Raw genomic sequence first — 15,665 nt, 5'->3', positions numbered from 1 at the left:
TAACATTAGAACGCTTTCATCAATTGGCGTTTTCAAAAGTTAAGCGGTGTACGAAATCGGCATAACTACTAATAGTTAACTGAGGGTTGTGGCGATGAATATCTTCCTCAATGTTAGCCATCAGATAAAGTGAATTCAGCAACATGAAGTGTGAATCGTGTTGACGGATGAAGTTTATCCCTTGCTGAATCGTTTGTAAGGCCAAATCGAATTTAGAAAGTTGAAAATATGATAGGGCAGCGACATACAAAATTAGGTTGAGATTTTCTTCGTATTCAACTGACAGTAGATCATCAAAAGCTAGATGAATCTGGTATAAAGCAAAAGTTTTGAAACCTTGTTGAGCATAAACGTAAGCTAGAGCAATATTTCCCAATCTGGTTAAAGTTGTTTGCTTACGACTGTGACTAGCACTGGCCAAAGATAATTTTAAGAACTCTTTGGGAGTATCGAATTTACGTTCGAGCTTTAAAGAACATAAGGCAAGATAGAAATAATAGGCCTGAGTTTGTTTGCCGGTTTTGACCGTTTCCGTCACCGTGGGGCGGTTTAGAAATGATTGTAATTGTCGAAAGTCGTGTTTTTTATAGAAGTAATTTACTTTTTGGTTGAAGTATTTCTCCTTACTTATTTTGAAATTAGAAGCTAAGGTTAAATCATCGAATGCAATTGAAAGTCTTTCACAGAGATTGATCAATAGTTTGGTATTGGGGATGTATTTATTGTGTTCAATTTCGGAGAGCGTGGATTGCGAACAAATATCTTCAGATGTTTCCAGTTGAGAAAGTTGACGTTGTTGCCGGGTCTCTTTTAAAATATCACCTAAATTATCCATATTTTCTGCACCTACTTATCAGTGAAATAATTTATTAATTGCTATAAATTAATGATAAGAAAGTAGTGTGTATTTTTTGTTCAATTAATGTAAAGGTTTGTATCAATTGTGTAAAGAAAATTAAAAAAGGCGAGACAACATATTTTTTATGAATGTTGTTTCACCTTTTTATTAGTTTAATGAGAAACCTTGTTCCCTCAAAAAGTCCGCCACATCAGCGCGACGAATATCTTTAAAAATGCCGAGACTTTTTTTCAGACCAAGTAGTTGTGGCGGGATTTGTCTTGCGTTCTAAATAATAGTCTTTTACTGTTTGATCAAATTCAGTTAAATCTGTGAATTGAGTCTCATTATAAGAATTAGTTGCAACTTGATTATTTTTTTTCATACGAGGCTTCAATTGATTTTTGGTTTGGGGATGACCGATTGCCATTCCAAATAAAGGAATTGTAAAGTCAGGCAACTGCAAAAGTTGTGCTACTTGTTTGATATTGTTGCGAAGACTTCCGATATAACAAATTCCAAGGTCCATTGATTCAGCAGCCAAAGCCATACTTTGAGCAGCAATCGTAGTATCAATCGTGGCGACTAGTAAAGACTCCATGTTCTTTAAACTGTCGACACTTTGATGGTGTGCTCGTAAAATCGTTGCTTGACGGTGTAGATCGGCAATAAAGACATAGAAAGTATCAGCTTTTCTGACGTGAGGGGAACTGATAGTAATGTCAGCCAATTTGTTACGTAAATTTTGATCCGTAATTTCGATGATAGAAAAAGCCTCGATATATTCAGAAGATGAACCATGCTGAGCAGCTGTTAATAAAGCATTTTTCTCCTCAACTGTCACGGGTTGGTCGGTAAAGTCACGGACCGAAACGTGTTGAAGCATTTTTTCGATAGTTGGATTCATTTTAAAACCTCTTCCCATATTTTTACATATCTTAGTATGATAACACTTGTTACTAATGGGATTGCTTTTAAACTCTTAGTGATGTTTTTCAGATTGTTCATCTGGATAATCTTTTTGATAAATCAGACGATGTAGTTTCAGGTATTGTTCACCTAGTTTTCTCTCATTGACATTATCTTTGGGATAGTAATAGCGGCGATTTTCAAGTCCTTGAGGCATATAGTTTTGAGACGCAATTTGATGAGGTGCAGTGAAAGGTGATTGGATAAGCCCACCACCAGTTATTTCTTCAGAATGCTTGTAGTGCATATCTCGTAAACCTTTAGGCATCGGATGCTCATTAGGATGCTCGCTATCTTGATCAACCTTCTCCCAAATTTCATCGAAGGCACCTGACTTAGGAGAAATACACATAAACATAGTCGCAAACATCAAGGGATATTTAGCTTTGGGCATACCGACTTTCTCCGCTTGATTAGCTGCTATCACAATTTGGGTCGCTTGTTCGGGATTGGCTAAACCGATATAAGTGTACGGAATTTCACGCAATCTTCTAACTACTGAGGGTAAATCATTATTTTTCAAGAGGACAGCCAAATAATAGAGGGCGGCATCAGTATCTGAACCAGCCATAGAATCGGAATAAGCCGAAAGATAATCGTAATGCTTAGTAGCCTTTTTATCGTAACTAAAGTGTTGTTGTTGGGCAAAGTTTTTTACATCAGCGACGGTGATTTCATTCGGATTAATGGCATGAATTGTTTCTAACATATTCAAGGCAACCCTCAAGTCGCCATCTGCTGAAATAGCAATTAAATTTAAGGCGTCACTTTCAAGGTGCTGGTCGTCGAGTTGATAAACATCCTTTCCAGCACGCTGTAGCATGATCAAAATATCTTTGTCGCTAAGGGGCTTAAATTCAAAAATCTGACAGCGAGAACGAATTGCGGGCACAATTGACATAATTGGGTTCTCAGTCGTCGAACCAATCAACATTACATGGCCGTTCTCCAAATGTGGCAAGAGAAAGTCTTGCAAAGTTTTTGTCATACGATGAATTTCATCAATCAGCAATACGAATGAATCATCAGGATACTGTTCGATCTGTTGAACCAATTTGGCTTTATTGTCAATCGACGCATTAAAGGAAGCAAACGGATAATTATTTTGGGTGGCGATAATTTTGGCTAGAGTAGTCTTACCAGTCCCAGGAGGCCCCCAGAGAATTAATGGGATGTTGATGTGCTGATCGATTATTTGACGGAGTGGTTGACCTTCTTTTAACAGTTCTTGTTGACCGACCATTTGTGCTAATTTTTGGGGCCGCATCTGGTCGGCTAATGGTGTTTTAAATGCCAAGATAGTTCTCCCTTCGTAATTTGAGCAATTGTATCAAGTAAATTGTAATACAACCACTGAAAGTATGGCCTATTTAAGGCTGTATCTTGTTTAAAAGTGGTGATTATTCTAACACATAATATTTTTTTAAAATCATATTAGTAGACTTTATTCGTGTGCTTATAATTTGTTAAAGTTTTCGCAATATATTACGCTATTATTACTAAAAAAAAGGAGTGATTATATGCATTGGTTATGGGTTCTTATCGTCGGTGCCATCATTGGTGCCCTTGCTGGAGCAATTACTAATCGAGGAGCATCGATGGGGTGGATTGCTAATATAATTGCCGGTATTGTGGGATCTTTCATTGGTGAAGGAATACTAGGATCATGGGGTCCACAACTTGCAGGAATGGCAATCATTCCATCTTTAGTCGGTGCGATAATTTTAGTATTGATTGCATCATTTTTCTTAAAAAAGAGTACTTGAGGAGGATAATCCCATGGATGTATTAAAGAATGTTTTTAAGTTTATGGCCGTTAGTACGTTGATCGTTGGTGGCGTATTAATTGGAGGGACCGTTGTCGCCGCTAAAGGTATTGATAACGTAGGCGATAAGTTACAAAAAAAGATTCATTAAAATATATTTTAAAGGAGAATTCAAAATGAGTATTGAAAGTAAAAAAGACATGATCAAAGGTAAAACAAATGAGACAGTTGGTAAGGCAACTGGTAATGAAAAGAAAGAACTGAAAGGCAAGGTCCAAGAAAAGGTCGGACAAGCTAAGGAAAAAGCTGACGATATGTTGGATAAAGTTGCTGGAAAGATAAATAACAAAACTGAAGAATAATATTTCGGGTTTGTTTAAAATAAAAACTTCGTCTAAAAGGAGCATCAAAATCATTATGGTGATTTTGATGCTTCTTTGCGTTCAGAATTATCATGTTGAGCGTTTTTTGTTTTGAGATAATTACCAAGTATTTTTATTCATTCATTAACCCAATTCTAAATTTGTTTAATATTAATGATTAAAGAATGGAGGTAGAAATTCAAGATATTGAGAATAGTTAAAAAATTATGGTAACGATATCAAAAAATGTTTGACAAACAAGTAAGAAGCTAATATTATATGCATATGGAAACGATTTCAATAAAAAGGGGGGAGCTTTTTGACAACAATATCAGATGTGGCAAAGTTGGCAGGATTGTCAGTTTCAACTGTGTCAAGAGTGATTAATAATAGTCCTCACGTATCCGAAAGAAAAAGAAGTTTAGTTGAGTCAGCAATGCAAGAACTCGGATATGTACCACTTCCCGCAGCTCGCCAATTACGTGGTTCGAAAACAAATACCATGGCTGTTACAATTCCAAGAATTGTTAATCCTTTTTTTTCGTACCTAGTGGATGCAATTGAACAGAAGTTAGATGAAGCAGGTTATAGTACATTGATCGTACAGACATTCAGTAGACCTGAAGAGGAAATTACGGCTTTAAATCTATTGAAGAATCAGCAGGTTGATGGAGTGATTCTTTGTTCAATCGAAAATCCTTGGTCTGTTATAGAAGATTATTTAAAATATGGAAAAATTGTTCTAGTTAATGAATACTTTAAAGAAAATATAAAAGTGCCCACAATAAAAGCAGATCAATACTCCGGATTTTATCAGGCTACTAATTTTTTGTTTGAAAATGGATATCAAAATATAGCTTATGCGACTGGTCGAAAAGCTATAACAATTATGAAAAGAGGTGAAAATTTTGATTCTGACCGTTTTGCAGGATTTCAGGATTCATTAAATGAACATGGAACAGGTTTCAACTATGATTGGCTGTTTACAGGTGCTCATACGGCAGAAGATGGAAAAAAAATTTTAAATGAAATAATGCTTTTAAAAAATCGGCCTGATGTAATAATTGCGGGTAGTGATGAAGTAGCAATGGGAATAATTCAACAAGCACAAGAACGACAAATAAAGATTCCAAACGATTTAGGAGTACTTGGGGTTGATGATCAACCCGTTTCAGCTAACTTAAGTATTCCACTGACGACTATTAAACAACCTGTCAATGAGATGGGGATTAGATCAGCTATGGCCATGCTGGAGTTGATGTCAGGGGATGTGGTTGAGAAGCCAAAAGTACTTAAATTAAAAATTGTCAAAAGGGCATCTATATAGAAGCTCTTTTTTAAAAATGAAATTTGGTATCGATACCAAAAAATGGAGGATTTAATTATGACAGTAGTATTAGCAAGAATAGATCAAAGATTGATTCATGGATTGATTGTTAATCAGTGGGCTCAATCATTACATGTTAAACGTTTTATGGTTGTGGATGATGAATTAAGCACTAATGAATCCATTAAAGCAAGTATGAGAATGTCAAAACCAACTGGTACAGGTATGTCAATTATTGATACTCAAAAAGCTATCACTAATTTTAATGCTGGGAAGTACGATTCACAACGAGTTTTTGTTTTAGTAAAAGAACCAGAAACTTTAATTAAGTTAATTGACGGTGGAGTTAAAATACCAAAGGTCGATTTAGGAATTATCTTTAATGAAAACGGACGTACACCAGTTTCAAAATTTGTGGCTTTAGATGATAAAGAGCGTCAGGACTTAAAAAATATTCAATCTGAGGGAATTCCATTAGTTATTCAATATGTTCCTACAGACAATGAGGAAACATTTAACGCATAGAGGAGATACGAATTATGTCAGGAATAAATCTTATTCAAGATATACTAATTATTATTTTAGCGGCATATATGACCATTGATCAAAATGGATTAGTTATCATGTCCTGGTTCCCAGTTATTGTTGGAACAATTACTGGGATTATCATGGGTGATTTAACGACAGCTCTAACTATTGCTGGTACTTTTCAATTAATGATGTTAGGTGTTGCAGCTTTAGGTGGTGCTTCTGCACCAAATTATGGTTTGGCGACAATTGTTGGTATTTTTGTTGCTGTTAGAACCGGTACGGGTATCAAATCTGCAATAGCTGTTGGATTACCAGTAGGTTTGTTAGCCATTCAGTTAGAGGTAGTTGCTAGAATTATTGTAAACTTTCTGGCACATAGAATGTTAACTGATGTCAAAAATCATGATTTTAAAAAGATGCAACGTGAAGCATGGTGGGGACCAGCACTGTTCAGTTTACAAACTGGACTTCCTGCAATTCTGATCGTTTTCTTTGGCCCAGATGTAGTTAAATTTATTTTGAATGTTGTTCCATCTTGGGTTACTGATGGTTTAACAGTCGCAGGTGGTATGTTGCCAGTCGTTGGTGTTGGTATGTTATTAAGATATATGCCAGTAAGAAAATTTCTCAGTTATATTATTGTTGGATTTGTATTAGCAGCTTATTTAAAAGTTGGTGTTTTAGGAGTAGCTTTGATTGGTTTTGCTGCCGCATATTGGTACTTCATCAGTGAGTCAAAGAAAGTCACAGCATCAGCTGTAACGGCAGATGAAACTGAAGATGAAGGAGACGATTATGATGAGTGATGAAAAGAAAGTTCAATTGACAAAAAAGGATCGTCGTCATGCCGCAGTCCGTTATAATTTTATGGCATGTAATATTTTTAATTACGAGTCACAAATGGGACCAGCAGTTGCTTGGGCCTTAGCACCAGCATTGAGAAAAATATATCCTGATGATGATGAGTATCAAATGGCTCTTGAGAATCATTTTAATTACTATAATTCAACAACCGTGATGTCATCACTTATACTAGGTGCATCTCTTGCAATGGAAGAGCGTGATGGAATTGGTGCTAAAGATGCGGTTCAATCACTTAAGACTAGTTTAATGGGTCCATTAGCCGGAGTTGGGGATACCTTAGTTTGGGTTTTGTGGCCAATAATTATGGGCTCGATTTCTGGATATATGGCGTTACAAGGAAATCCTTTAGGTGCTATTGTATGGCTGATTGCCAATATAATTTTCTGGTTTGTCAAATTAAAAATGTTCGATGTTGGTTTTACCTCTGGTACTAAATTAATTACATCTTTAGGTGAGCGATTAAATATATTCACTGAGTCTGCGTCGATTGTTGGATTAAGTGTCGTTGGTGCTTTGGTCGCAACAGTAGTTAAAATCTCAATGCCCGTAATTTTCCAATTTGGAAAAGTTAAATTGAATTTGCAAACAGGTGTTTTTGACAAAATTATGCCAGCACTTTTACCTGCATTATTAACTTTACTGATTTACAAGTTATTGGGTAATAAGAAATGGACGCCAACTAGAATAATTCTTCTTGTTATTGCTATTTCGTTAGTTGGCACATTCTTTGGAATTTTTAAGGCATAGGGGAGTAAAAATGAAACGTAAAATAATTTTAGCATCACACCACAAATTAGCCGCGGGTTTAGCGGACACACTTAATTTTATTTCTAATGGAATAGCCGATGTAACAGATCTTTCAGCTTATATGGATAATCAACCAGTTGATAAACAAGTTAGGTCAGTTATGGATAGTATTCCTAATGAAACTGAGGTAGTCATTTTAACCGATATGTTATCTGGTAGTGTTAATCAACAATTCTTTAATTATCGCAATCGCCCACATACACACATTATTAGCGGAATGAACTTACCATTGGCTCTAGCAGTCGCATTGGAACCGCAAGATCACGAAATTACTTCTGAGAGAATGAATGAAATTGTTGAGGAAGCTAAGAAAGCCATTGTTTATGTCAATGAAATGAAGGTGGATGTTGATGATGACGATGAATAATATAGAGTGGTGGCGTAAAAGTATCGTTTATCAAGTTTATCCAAAAAGTTTCAATGACAGTAATAACGACGGGGTTGGTGATATTCCGGGAATAACTGAAAAGTTAGATTACTTAAAAAAATTGGGAGTAGATATTATTTGGTTAAATCCAATTTATAAATCTCCTCAAGTTGATAATGGTTATGATATTAGTAACTATCGGGAAATTTACGAAAAATTTGGAACAATGGCTGATTTTAAAAATTTATTGGATGAGTCTCACAAACGACATATGAGAATAATTTTAGATTTAGTTGTAAATCATACATCGGATCAGCATCCATGGTTTAAATCAGCAAAAACTAGCAAAAATAATCCATATCATGATTATTATATTTGGAAGAACGGCGATGGCAAGAAGCTGCCTAATAATTGGGGCTCATCTTTTGGTGGATCAACTTGGGAGTATGTTGATAAATTAGGACAATATTATTTGCATTTGTTTGCCAAACAACAACCTGACTTAAATTGGGAAAATCCTAAGGTTCGTCAAGAAGTATATGACATCATGCGCTTTTGGTTAGATAAAGGTGTTGACGGTTTTAGAATGGATGTTATTAGTCTATTATCAAAAGATCCATCCTATCCAAATGGACCAGTAATTCAAAATAAAGAGTATGGAAGTTATTACAAAGGTGCTGCGAATGGTCCAAAGATTCATAAGTATATCCAAGAGATGAATCAAAAAGTTTTACGTAAATATGATATTGTGACGGTTGGAGAAACACCTCATACAAATATAAATGAGGCTGTGAAGTATACAGATGCTAAGCGCCATGAACTTAATATGGTGTTTCATTTTGATCATATGCACTTAGACTATGATGAAAATGGTAAATTTTCAACAAAACGTTTTAAATTATCCGAATTAAAAAAGGTTTTCACAAGATGGCAAGATGGTATGTCTCAAAATGATGGTTGGAACAGTTTGTACTGGAGTAATCATGATCAAGCACGTCCTGTCACTAGATTTGGTGCCGATGATACTAAATGGCGCGAGCAATCTGCTAAAATGTTGGGTACGATTTTGCATATGCAACAAGGAACTCCTTTTATTTATCAAGGTGAGGAACTTGGTATGACAAATGCAAGGTTCAATGCTATCACAGATTATCAGGATATTGAAACAAAGAATATTTATAACGACTTTATAAATAATAAAAAGTTCAGCGAAGACTATACGATGAAGTCTATTTATTTAAAATCTCGTGATAATGCCAGAACGCCAATGCCTTGGTCAAAAGAGAAAAATGCGGGTTTCTCCGATCAAACACCGTGGATAAAAGTAAATCCAAACTATAAAGAGATAAATGTTAAAGAAACGCTTTTAGATCAGAATTCCGTGTTTTATTACTATCAAAAGTTAATTAAGTTAAGACATGAGTTATCAATTATAACTACTGGAAAATATATTCTGTTAGATAAGGAAAATGAAGATACTTATACTTATCTGCGAAAAACGGATAAACAGACGCTACTAGTGACAGGTAACTTTACGAATAAGAAACAAGTAGTTAGATTACCTGATGATTTACAATTTAAAAAAGGTAATCTAATTATCAGTAACTTTGATAATGAGATTACCCGTTCAGAGATTAATTTATCTCCATATGGAACAGTTGTATGTTTATACAATAATTAGATTGAGAAGTAACTAAGATATTAATGGTGTTTACTACTCTGATTGAATATTGTGTTAGGAAAAGGACAATGAATTTTTGAGTTTCATTATCTTAAAGAGGTTCAGAACAGAGGTTCAGAATAGTTTTAAGATTCGGGTTGTATTTGTGTATGTTATTTTGAAGAATTGGTAGATATTTTTATTGATTATGCGTGTAATAAAAATTCTAGAAAATAAAATCAATATTGATATTGACAGAAACCATGTTTTACAGTTAAAATTATGGATGTTGTTAAATTTGCCCGTTGGTCAAATGGTTTAAGACGCCACCCTCTCAAGGTGGAGTTATGGGTTCGATTCCCATACGGGTGATTTTGTACTAATATCCAACACAATTACTTTATAAAAAAGCCGTAAACGTTGAGTTTACGGCTTTTTTGTAACCAAACTGAAAGCAAAGTCATTTCCAAAAATCACAAAATATAATTAACGACTTCATTTCTTATCTTTTTCCTTAATAATCAGCACGTAAATCATCATTCCAATTAAAACAATCGTATATATCGCACTAGCGAAACCAGCATATTCCATAATAATCCAACCAGTTACTCGGGCGCTGGCAATCAGAAGCATTGCTAAGACACCAAACATCACGACTCGTCTTAGCAAATCTTGATATATTTCATTGAATTTTTTTTGATTATTATTTTTCAAAATAAAATTACTCCTGACATAACAAGGCCACTAAGGATGGCCAATAAATTATTGAGAAAATGGACTGTAATATTTGCCTTGATATTTTTAGTGCGGTAATAAACGCCAGCCAAAACTATTCCAAGAAGAATTTTTGAGAGGGCATATAACCAATTTGTCTGGGCATTGAATGGCGCATGAACGTAGCCAAAAACCAAGCCACTGGCAATTACTGCTATCAGCGGTTGTTTAACGAAGAACCAATTCATGAATATCCCCCGAAAAATAATTTCTTCCAAAATTGGTGCTACAAGAATAGAAAAAATTAGTAAAATAATAATACTTTTTCCTGCGACTTGATTCAAAGCGTCCACATTGTCAATTTTGCCGTGAATAAATGGTACCGTAGCTAAATTAATCAGCGCGGTTAACAGTGTTCCCACCAAAATTATTGTCCAAGTTTTCTTGGTGAATTTGTAATTTGGGAACTTATTGACCCTTTTAAAAGTATAAATAATTATGGCTGCAGAGATGATTAGACATATAATAGTAGCAACTGGAGCAAGTTTTTCATAGATGGAGTAATTTTTACCGAGATCTTTTTTGTCTAAAATCAAGAAACTTAGTGGTAATTGTTCCAGCAAAAACAGTCCCAAAAAGGCTATAATATGAGATATGGCTTTTATAGGTTGATAAGTATTTTTTTGATTATTCATAGAAATACCGCCTTTTCGAACAGAATTATTAGAATTTTTTTGCGATTAGTGCTTTAATACTATAATGCTATATTGAGTTTTAAAGGGAGTGAATAAATGTTCAAGATTGCTCGAGGTAGGATTAATCGTTGGCAAGTTCTTGGTGCAGTCATTTTCATGATTTTCCAAGTAGTTGCAACATTATATATCCCCAATATTACATCTGACATTGTTAACAAAGGTGTTATCACTGGTGATACTAATTATATCGTAAATGCTGGGATAAAGATGATTATTGTCTCACTTATTACGGTTGTCGCCGCCTTTGGAAATGTTTTGATGGCTTCACAAGCTTCACAAGGTTTAGGTCAAAAGCTTCGTTCTGACTTATTCAACAAGATATTAAACTTTACTCATGATGAATTCGATAAATTTGAAACTTCATCATTAACAACTAGAACTACCAATGATGTTGTGCAAATCCAAAACGTTATGATCATGATGTTAAGAATGATGATCATGGCTCCAATTATGTTGATTGGTGCTAGTTTTATGGCATATCAGAAGAACACTGAAATGACACAGATCTTCTTGATTTCAATCCCTATTTTGATCATTGTTGTTGGATTGGTTATGTATTTTGCCGTGCCGCTATTTAAAGCTATGCAAAAGAAAACTGATCGTTTGAACTTGGTCTTTCGTGAAGGATTGACTGGTGTTCGTGTTATCCGGGCTTTCCGTCAGGATCAATTTGAACAAGATCGTTTCAAAGATGCTAACGCTGACTACACTAACAATGCGGTCAAAGTTTTCACGATCGTTGCGATCATGTTCCCAGTCGTAACTTTGGTTATGAGTGGTACTAACGTTGGAATCACGTGGTTAGGTGCACATTATATTGCTAACCAATCTATGGAAATTGGTAATATGATTGCCTTTATGACTTATGCTATGCAGATCTTGATGAGTTTTATGATCCTATCAATGGTCTTTGTTTTCGTTCCTCGTGCTTCAGCTTCAGCAGCTCGTATTCAAGAGGTTTTTGAAACTGAAAGTAAAATTGATGTCGTGGCTAAACCAGCTAAAGTTGGCGATGAAGCTTCATTGAGTTTTAATGATGTGAACTTCAGATATCAAGGCGCTGAAAACTTGGCCTTGTCTAATTTGAATTTCAAGGTAACTCAAGGACAGACACTAGCAATCATTGGTGGAACTGGTTCTGGTAAGAGTTCTTTGATCAACTTAATTCCAAGATTCTATGATGCCGAAACTGGTGTTGTCAGTGTCAATGGTACTGATGTTAAGGCTTTGAGTACTGATGATATCAATAGCCGAGTTTCAATGGTGCCACAACAAGCCTTTTTGTTCAAAGGTACGATTCGTGACAACATGGCCTATGGTAAAGAAGATGCCACTGATGAAGAGATCTGGCATGCTTTAGATATTGCCCAAGCAGCTGATTTCGTCAGAGATTTAGATGGTCAATTAGATGGCGAAGTTGAACAAGCTGGTGATAACTTCTCAGGTGGTCAAAAGCAACGTTTAGCTATTGCTCGTGCTTTAGTTAAAGATGCTTCAATCTATGTCTTTGACGATTCCTTCTCTGCACTTGATTTCAAGACTGATTTGAATTTACGGACAGCCTTGAAGAATGATGAAAGAATCAACAAGTCAGTCATCGTAATTGTTGGACAACGTATTTCAACTGTAGCTGATGCTGATCAAATCGTCGTCTTGGATGAAGGTAAGATGGTCGGTTTGGGTACTCATCAAGAATTGAAAGAAAATAATAAGACCTATCAAGAAATTATTGAGTCACAGATCAAGGAGGTTAAGTAATGGCTGATAAAAAACCTCAATCTTCACCTTCAGTTGGACATGGTCCTGGTAATCGTGGACCTGCAATTGTGGTGAAACCCAAAAACTTCTGGGGAACTACTATACGTCTTGCTCGTTATATGTCGAGTTATGTCATCGGTTTAATCGCAGTTCTAGCACTAGCGATTGCTTCAGCAGTTTTCCAAATTGAAACTCCTAAAATTTTAGGTGAAGCAACAACAGAGATCTATAAAGGTTTGATGACTGGTCTGGCCCAACAAAAAGCGGGTATGAAGATCAATGGCCTGCCCATCAACTTTAATAAGATCGAACAAATAATTATGATCGTAATCTTGATGTATCTTGCTTCGGCTGCTTTTAGTTTTGTACAACAGTTCATGATGACGAGAATTTCTCAAAGAACCGTTTACAAACTAAGAAGCGATTTGAAATCTAAGATGCGTCGTTTACCAATCAGTTATTATGATTCACATTCAAATGGTGATATTATGTCCCGTGCGATCAACGATATGGATAATATTGCCGGAACTTTGCAACAGAGTTTAACGCAGTTTGTTACTAGTACGGTCACTTTCATCGGTGTTATTTGGATGATGTTTACCATCAGTTGGAAAATGACGCTGATTGCCTTGGCTACGGTGCCCTTGAGTTTGATTGTTGTTGGACTTATCGCACCACAATCACAAAAATTCTTCAAGCGTCAACAAGCCTCACTTGGTTTGTTGAATAACCAAGTTGAAGAGAATTATGCTGGACATGTAATCGTTAAAAGTTTTAACCATGCACAAGAGTCGATCGATGAGTTCGAACAAGAGAATGCCAAACTTTACAAGGCTTCTTGGAAAGCTCAGCTAATCTCTGGTATCGTAATGCCATTGATGACTTTCGTTAATAACTTAGGTTACGTTTTCGTTGCTATGTATGGTGGTATTCAAGTTGCCAATGGTCGAATTGCTTTAGGTGATATTCAAGCCTTCTTGCAGTATATGAATCAATTTTCGCAACCTATCGCCCAACTAGCAAACTTGACTAATACCATTCAAGCTACAGTGGCTTCTGCCGAACGTATCTTTGAAATCATTGATGAACCAGAAATGGAAGATGAGTCGGTCGATGTTCCTGATGTCCAGACTGATGACAAAGTAACCTTAGATCACGTTAAATTTGGTTATGAAGGTCGTCCTACATTGCTTGAGGACTATAATCTCAATGTCAAGCCGGGTGAGATGGTGGCTATCGTTGGACCTACTGGTGCCGGTAAGACAACCATTATCAACTTACTAGAACGTTTCTACGATGTAGATGGTGGTTCGATCAAAATTGGTGGCAAAGATATCCGTAACATGACTCGTGAGGATGTCAGAAGTCATTACGCAATGGTGCTTCAAGATACTTGGCTCTTTACAGGTTCAATTTACGACAACTTGAAGTATAGTCGTGAAGACGCCACTAAAGATGAGATCATTGAAGCAGCTAAAGCAGCTCATGTGGATAACTTTGTTCGTCAATTACCAGATGGGTACGATACCGTCTTGAACGAAGAGGCTTCAAATATTTCTCAAGGTCAAAGACAGTTGATCACAATTGCGCGTGCGTTTGTGGCTGACCCTGAAATTTTGATTTTGGATGAAGCTACTTCTTCAGTCGATACTAGAACTGAATTGCATATTCAACATGCGATGGAACGACTCCTGAAGAATCGGACCAGTTTCGTTGTTGCTCATCGACTTTCAACTATTCAAAATGCTGACAAGATTATCGTGATGAACCATGGTTCAATTGTTGAAACTGGTAATCACGAAGAATTGATGGCCAAGAATGGTTTTTATGCCGATCTCTACAATTCTCAATTTGCTGGAAATGTCGCATTGTAAAATTAATAGCTATATAATGAGAGCGTGTCGCTGTTGGCACGTTCTTTTTTTGAAATTTATGAAGGTGGGCTAGTATGGCAAAATTTGAAGAGACGAAAGCACAGATTATTGATCTTGTGAATAGACGAATTGTTCCAGGAGCCAGTTTTGGCTTCATTAATTCACATCAGAGCCAAAAATTCATCTATGGTAATAAATCATGGGTCCCAGAAATTTTACCGCTTAAAGGTGATGAATTGTACGATCTGGCGTCTTTAACTAAGGTGATGGGGACTGTTCCTTTGATAGTGAAGATGCTCGCCGAAAAAAAGATAACTTTGCACGACCCAGTCAACAAGTATTTACCAGAATTTGGTGACAAGCGAGTTGAAATCTTTCATTTGTTGACACATACTTCCGGAATTCATGGCTATATCCCTAATCGAGATTCTTTGAGCCATGATGAGTTGATCAGTGCATTATTGAAGTTACCAGTAACTGATACTTTTAATACAAAAGTGGTATACACTGACACCGGCTTGATCTTTTTAGGATTTATTATTGAAAAGTTTTATCAAATACCAGTGCAAAAGACGATTATGAAATATGTCATGGAACCAGAAGGTTTGACGAGTGCAACTTTTGATCCAGATCCAGATCTTTGTCTACCAACTTATGAAGTGAACGGGCAAATGTTGCAGGGAATCGCCAATGACCCTAAAGCACGCCAACTTGGAAAAGATTGTGGTTCGGCAGGAATGTTTGCTAACTTAGATGATGTTTTGCAGTTTGCTAAAGATATGCTGTTGCCGGACAAGCAGTTTTTGTACCATAATTTCACATCTTTAAATCCTGGTCGATCCTTGGGCTGGGACGTTAAACCTGATGGTTTTGGTCATGTTTTGTTCCATACAGGCTATACTGGTGAATTTATTGCCGTTGACTTTCAACATCAAAACGCCATGGTCGTCATGACTAATCGAGTTCATCCGATACAGAATAATCAATTATTCTTAAAGCGTCGGGAGACAATTTTGAATACTTTTTTGCAAGAAAGTAATTAAATAATTTTATCGTAATCAAAAATAACCTCT

The 15,665-nt window shown here is 36.0% G+C and carries 16 protein-coding genes, 1 tRNA gene and 1 pseudogene; 13 read left to right on the top strand and 5 right to left on the bottom strand.

Going from position 1 to position 15,665, the window contains the following annotated elements; all coding sequences use genetic code 11:
• Window positions 1-19: 19 nt before the first annotated feature.
• The 3 genes and pseudogenes from ACG72T_RS04945 to ACG72T_RS04935 all read right to left on the bottom strand — a co-directional run bounded on the left by ACG72T_RS04945 (window position 20) and on the right by ACG72T_RS04935 (window position 3,104).
• Window positions 20-835 (bottom strand): helix-turn-helix domain-containing protein, encoded by an 816-nt coding sequence (locus tag ACG72T_RS04945; protein ID WP_395265013.1) that lies wholly within the window; start codon window positions 833-835, stop codon window positions 20-22.
• A gap of 171 nt (window positions 836-1,006) precedes the next feature.
• Window positions 1,007-1,745, bottom strand: a pseudogene (nfsA, locus tag ACG72T_RS04940) (oxygen-insensitive NADPH nitroreductase).
• 75 nt (window positions 1,746-1,820) lie between these two features.
• Complete coding sequence (locus ACG72T_RS04935; RefSeq protein WP_395265012.1) at window positions 1,821-3,104, bottom strand: replication-associated recombination protein A; 1,284 nt, start codon at window positions 3,102-3,104, stop codon at window positions 1,821-1,823.
• A 223-nt stretch (window positions 3,105-3,327) separates the two neighbouring features.
• Between ACG72T_RS04935 and ACG72T_RS04930 the strand changes: the two genes are divergently transcribed.
• From ACG72T_RS04930 to ACG72T_RS04885, 10 genes are all read left to right on the top strand, one after another.
• Window positions 3,328-3,573 carry a GlsB/YeaQ/YmgE family stress response membrane protein gene (locus ACG72T_RS04930; protein WP_395265011.1) on the top strand — a complete coding sequence of 82 codons (246 nt, stop codon included), beginning with the start codon at window positions 3,328-3,330 and terminating at the stop codon, window positions 3,571-3,573.
• A gap of 13 nt (window positions 3,574-3,586) precedes the next feature.
• Complete coding sequence (locus ACG72T_RS04925; protein ID WP_395265010.1) at window positions 3,587-3,724, top strand: hypothetical protein; 138 nt, start codon at window positions 3,587-3,589, stop codon at window positions 3,722-3,724.
• Window positions 3,725-3,749: 25 nt separating this feature from the next.
• Window positions 3,750-3,935 carry a CsbD family protein gene (locus tag ACG72T_RS04920; protein WP_395265009.1) on the top strand — a complete coding sequence of 62 codons (186 nt, stop codon included), beginning with the start codon at window positions 3,750-3,752 and terminating at the stop codon, window positions 3,933-3,935.
• 319 nt (window positions 3,936-4,254) lie between these two features.
• Window positions 4,255-5,262, top strand: a complete 1,008-nt coding sequence (locus ACG72T_RS04915; protein WP_395265008.1) for a LacI family DNA-binding transcriptional regulator — start codon at window positions 4,255-4,257, stop codon at window positions 5,260-5,262.
• A 57-nt stretch (window positions 5,263-5,319) separates the two neighbouring features.
• The gene (locus ACG72T_RS04910; RefSeq protein ID WP_395265007.1) at window positions 5,320-5,787 is read left to right on the top strand and encodes a PTS sugar transporter subunit IIB; all 468 of its coding nucleotides are present in this window, start codon (window positions 5,320-5,322) and stop codon (window positions 5,785-5,787) included.
• 14 nt (window positions 5,788-5,801) lie between these two features.
• Entirely contained in the window at window positions 5,802-6,599 is a 798-nt protein-coding gene (locus ACG72T_RS04905) for a PTS mannose/fructose/sorbose/N-acetylgalactosamine transporter subunit IIC (protein WP_395265006.1), read from the top strand.
• Window positions 6,592-7,404 carry a PTS system mannose/fructose/sorbose family transporter subunit IID gene (locus tag ACG72T_RS04900; RefSeq protein ID WP_395265048.1) on the top strand — a complete coding sequence of 271 codons (813 nt, stop codon included), beginning with the start codon at window positions 6,592-6,594 and terminating at the stop codon, window positions 7,402-7,404. The genes ACG72T_RS04905 and ACG72T_RS04900 overlap by 8 nt, the downstream gene beginning before the upstream one ends.
• Window positions 7,405-7,414: 10 nt before the next feature.
• Window positions 7,415-7,831 carry a PTS sugar transporter subunit IIA gene (locus ACG72T_RS04895; protein WP_395265004.1) on the top strand — a complete coding sequence of 139 codons (417 nt, stop codon included), beginning with the start codon at window positions 7,415-7,417 and terminating at the stop codon, window positions 7,829-7,831.
• Window positions 7,824-9,512 (top strand): alpha-glucosidase, encoded by a 1,689-nt coding sequence (locus ACG72T_RS04890; protein WP_395265047.1) that lies wholly within the window; start codon window positions 7,824-7,826, stop codon window positions 9,510-9,512. Before ACG72T_RS04895 ends, ACG72T_RS04890 begins: the two co-directional genes overlap by 8 nt.
• A gap of 278 nt (window positions 9,513-9,790) precedes the next feature.
• A tRNA-Glu gene (locus tag ACG72T_RS04885) sits at window positions 9,791-9,863 on the top strand.
• 123 nt (window positions 9,864-9,986) lie between these two features.
• Here ACG72T_RS04885 and ACG72T_RS04880 read toward each other — a convergent pair.
• The gene (locus ACG72T_RS04880; protein ID WP_395265003.1) at window positions 9,987-10,205 is read right to left on the bottom strand and encodes a hypothetical protein; all 219 of its coding nucleotides are present in this window, start codon (window positions 10,203-10,205) and stop codon (window positions 9,987-9,989) included.
• Window positions 10,202-10,900, bottom strand: a complete 699-nt coding sequence (locus tag ACG72T_RS04875; RefSeq protein WP_395265002.1) for a lysostaphin resistance A-like protein — start codon at window positions 10,898-10,900, stop codon at window positions 10,202-10,204. The genes ACG72T_RS04880 and ACG72T_RS04875 overlap by 4 nt, the downstream gene beginning before the upstream one ends.
• 96 nt (window positions 10,901-10,996) lie before the next feature.
• On the opposite strand from ACG72T_RS04875, the gene ACG72T_RS04870 reads away from it, so the two are divergent.
• The 3 genes from ACG72T_RS04870 to ACG72T_RS04860 all read left to right on the top strand — a co-directional run bounded on the left by ACG72T_RS04870 (window position 10,997) and on the right by ACG72T_RS04860 (window position 15,635).
• Complete coding sequence (locus tag ACG72T_RS04870; protein ID WP_395265001.1) at window positions 10,997-12,718, top strand: ABC transporter ATP-binding protein; 1,722 nt, start codon at window positions 10,997-10,999, stop codon at window positions 12,716-12,718.
• Complete coding sequence (locus ACG72T_RS04865; protein WP_395265000.1) at window positions 12,718-14,592, top strand: ABC transporter ATP-binding protein; 1,875 nt, start codon at window positions 12,718-12,720, stop codon at window positions 14,590-14,592. Before ACG72T_RS04870 ends, ACG72T_RS04865 begins: the two co-directional genes overlap by 1 nt.
• Window positions 14,593-14,666: 74 nt before the next feature.
• Window positions 14,667-15,635 carry a serine hydrolase domain-containing protein gene (locus ACG72T_RS04860; protein ID WP_395264999.1) on the top strand — a complete coding sequence of 323 codons (969 nt, stop codon included), beginning with the start codon at window positions 14,667-14,669 and terminating at the stop codon, window positions 15,633-15,635.
• Window positions 15,636-15,665 lie beyond the last annotated feature (30 nt).

Source organism: Companilactobacillus sp. FL22-1 (assembly GCF_043951805.1).
Classification (GTDB): domain Bacteria; phylum Bacillota; class Bacilli; order Lactobacillales; family Lactobacillaceae; genus Companilactobacillus.
Note: the sequence above shows the minus strand (reverse complement) of the source record. Positions and strands in the feature narration are given on the sequence as shown.

Coding starts and splice junctions, on each gene's coding strand:
- ACG72T_RS04945 (WP_395265013.1), bottom strand. CDS start 835: ATGGATAATTTAGGTGATATTTTAAAAGAGACCCGGCAACAACGTCAA.
- ACG72T_RS04930 (WP_395265011.1), top strand. CDS start 3,328: ATGCATTGGTTATGGGTTCTTATCGTCGGTGCCATCATTGGTGCCCTT.
- ACG72T_RS04925 (WP_395265010.1), top strand. CDS start 3,587: ATGGATGTATTAAAGAATGTTTTTAAGTTTATGGCCGTTAGTACGTTG.
- ACG72T_RS04920 (WP_395265009.1), top strand. CDS start 3,750: ATGAGTATTGAAAGTAAAAAAGACATGATCAAAGGTAAAACAAATGAG.
- ACG72T_RS04910 (WP_395265007.1), top strand. CDS start 5,320: ATGACAGTAGTATTAGCAAGAATAGATCAAAGATTGATTCATGGATTG.
- ACG72T_RS04905 (WP_395265006.1), top strand. CDS start 5,802: ATGTCAGGAATAAATCTTATTCAAGATATACTAATTATTATTTTAGCG.
- ACG72T_RS04900 (WP_395265048.1), top strand. CDS start 6,592: ATGAGTGATGAAAAGAAAGTTCAATTGACAAAAAAGGATCGTCGTCAT.
- ACG72T_RS04895 (WP_395265004.1), top strand. CDS start 7,415: ATGAAACGTAAAATAATTTTAGCATCACACCACAAATTAGCCGCGGGT.
- ACG72T_RS04890 (WP_395265047.1), top strand. CDS start 7,824: ATGAATAATATAGAGTGGTGGCGTAAAAGTATCGTTTATCAAGTTTAT.
- ACG72T_RS04875 (WP_395265002.1), bottom strand. CDS start 10,900: ATGAATAATCAAAAAAATACTTATCAACCTATAAAAGCCATATCTCAT.
- ACG72T_RS04870 (WP_395265001.1), top strand. CDS start 10,997: ATGTTCAAGATTGCTCGAGGTAGGATTAATCGTTGGCAAGTTCTTGGT.
- ACG72T_RS04865 (WP_395265000.1), top strand. CDS start 12,718: ATGGCTGATAAAAAACCTCAATCTTCACCTTCAGTTGGACATGGTCCT.
- ACG72T_RS04860 (WP_395264999.1), top strand. CDS start 14,667: ATGGCAAAATTTGAAGAGACGAAAGCACAGATTATTGATCTTGTGAAT.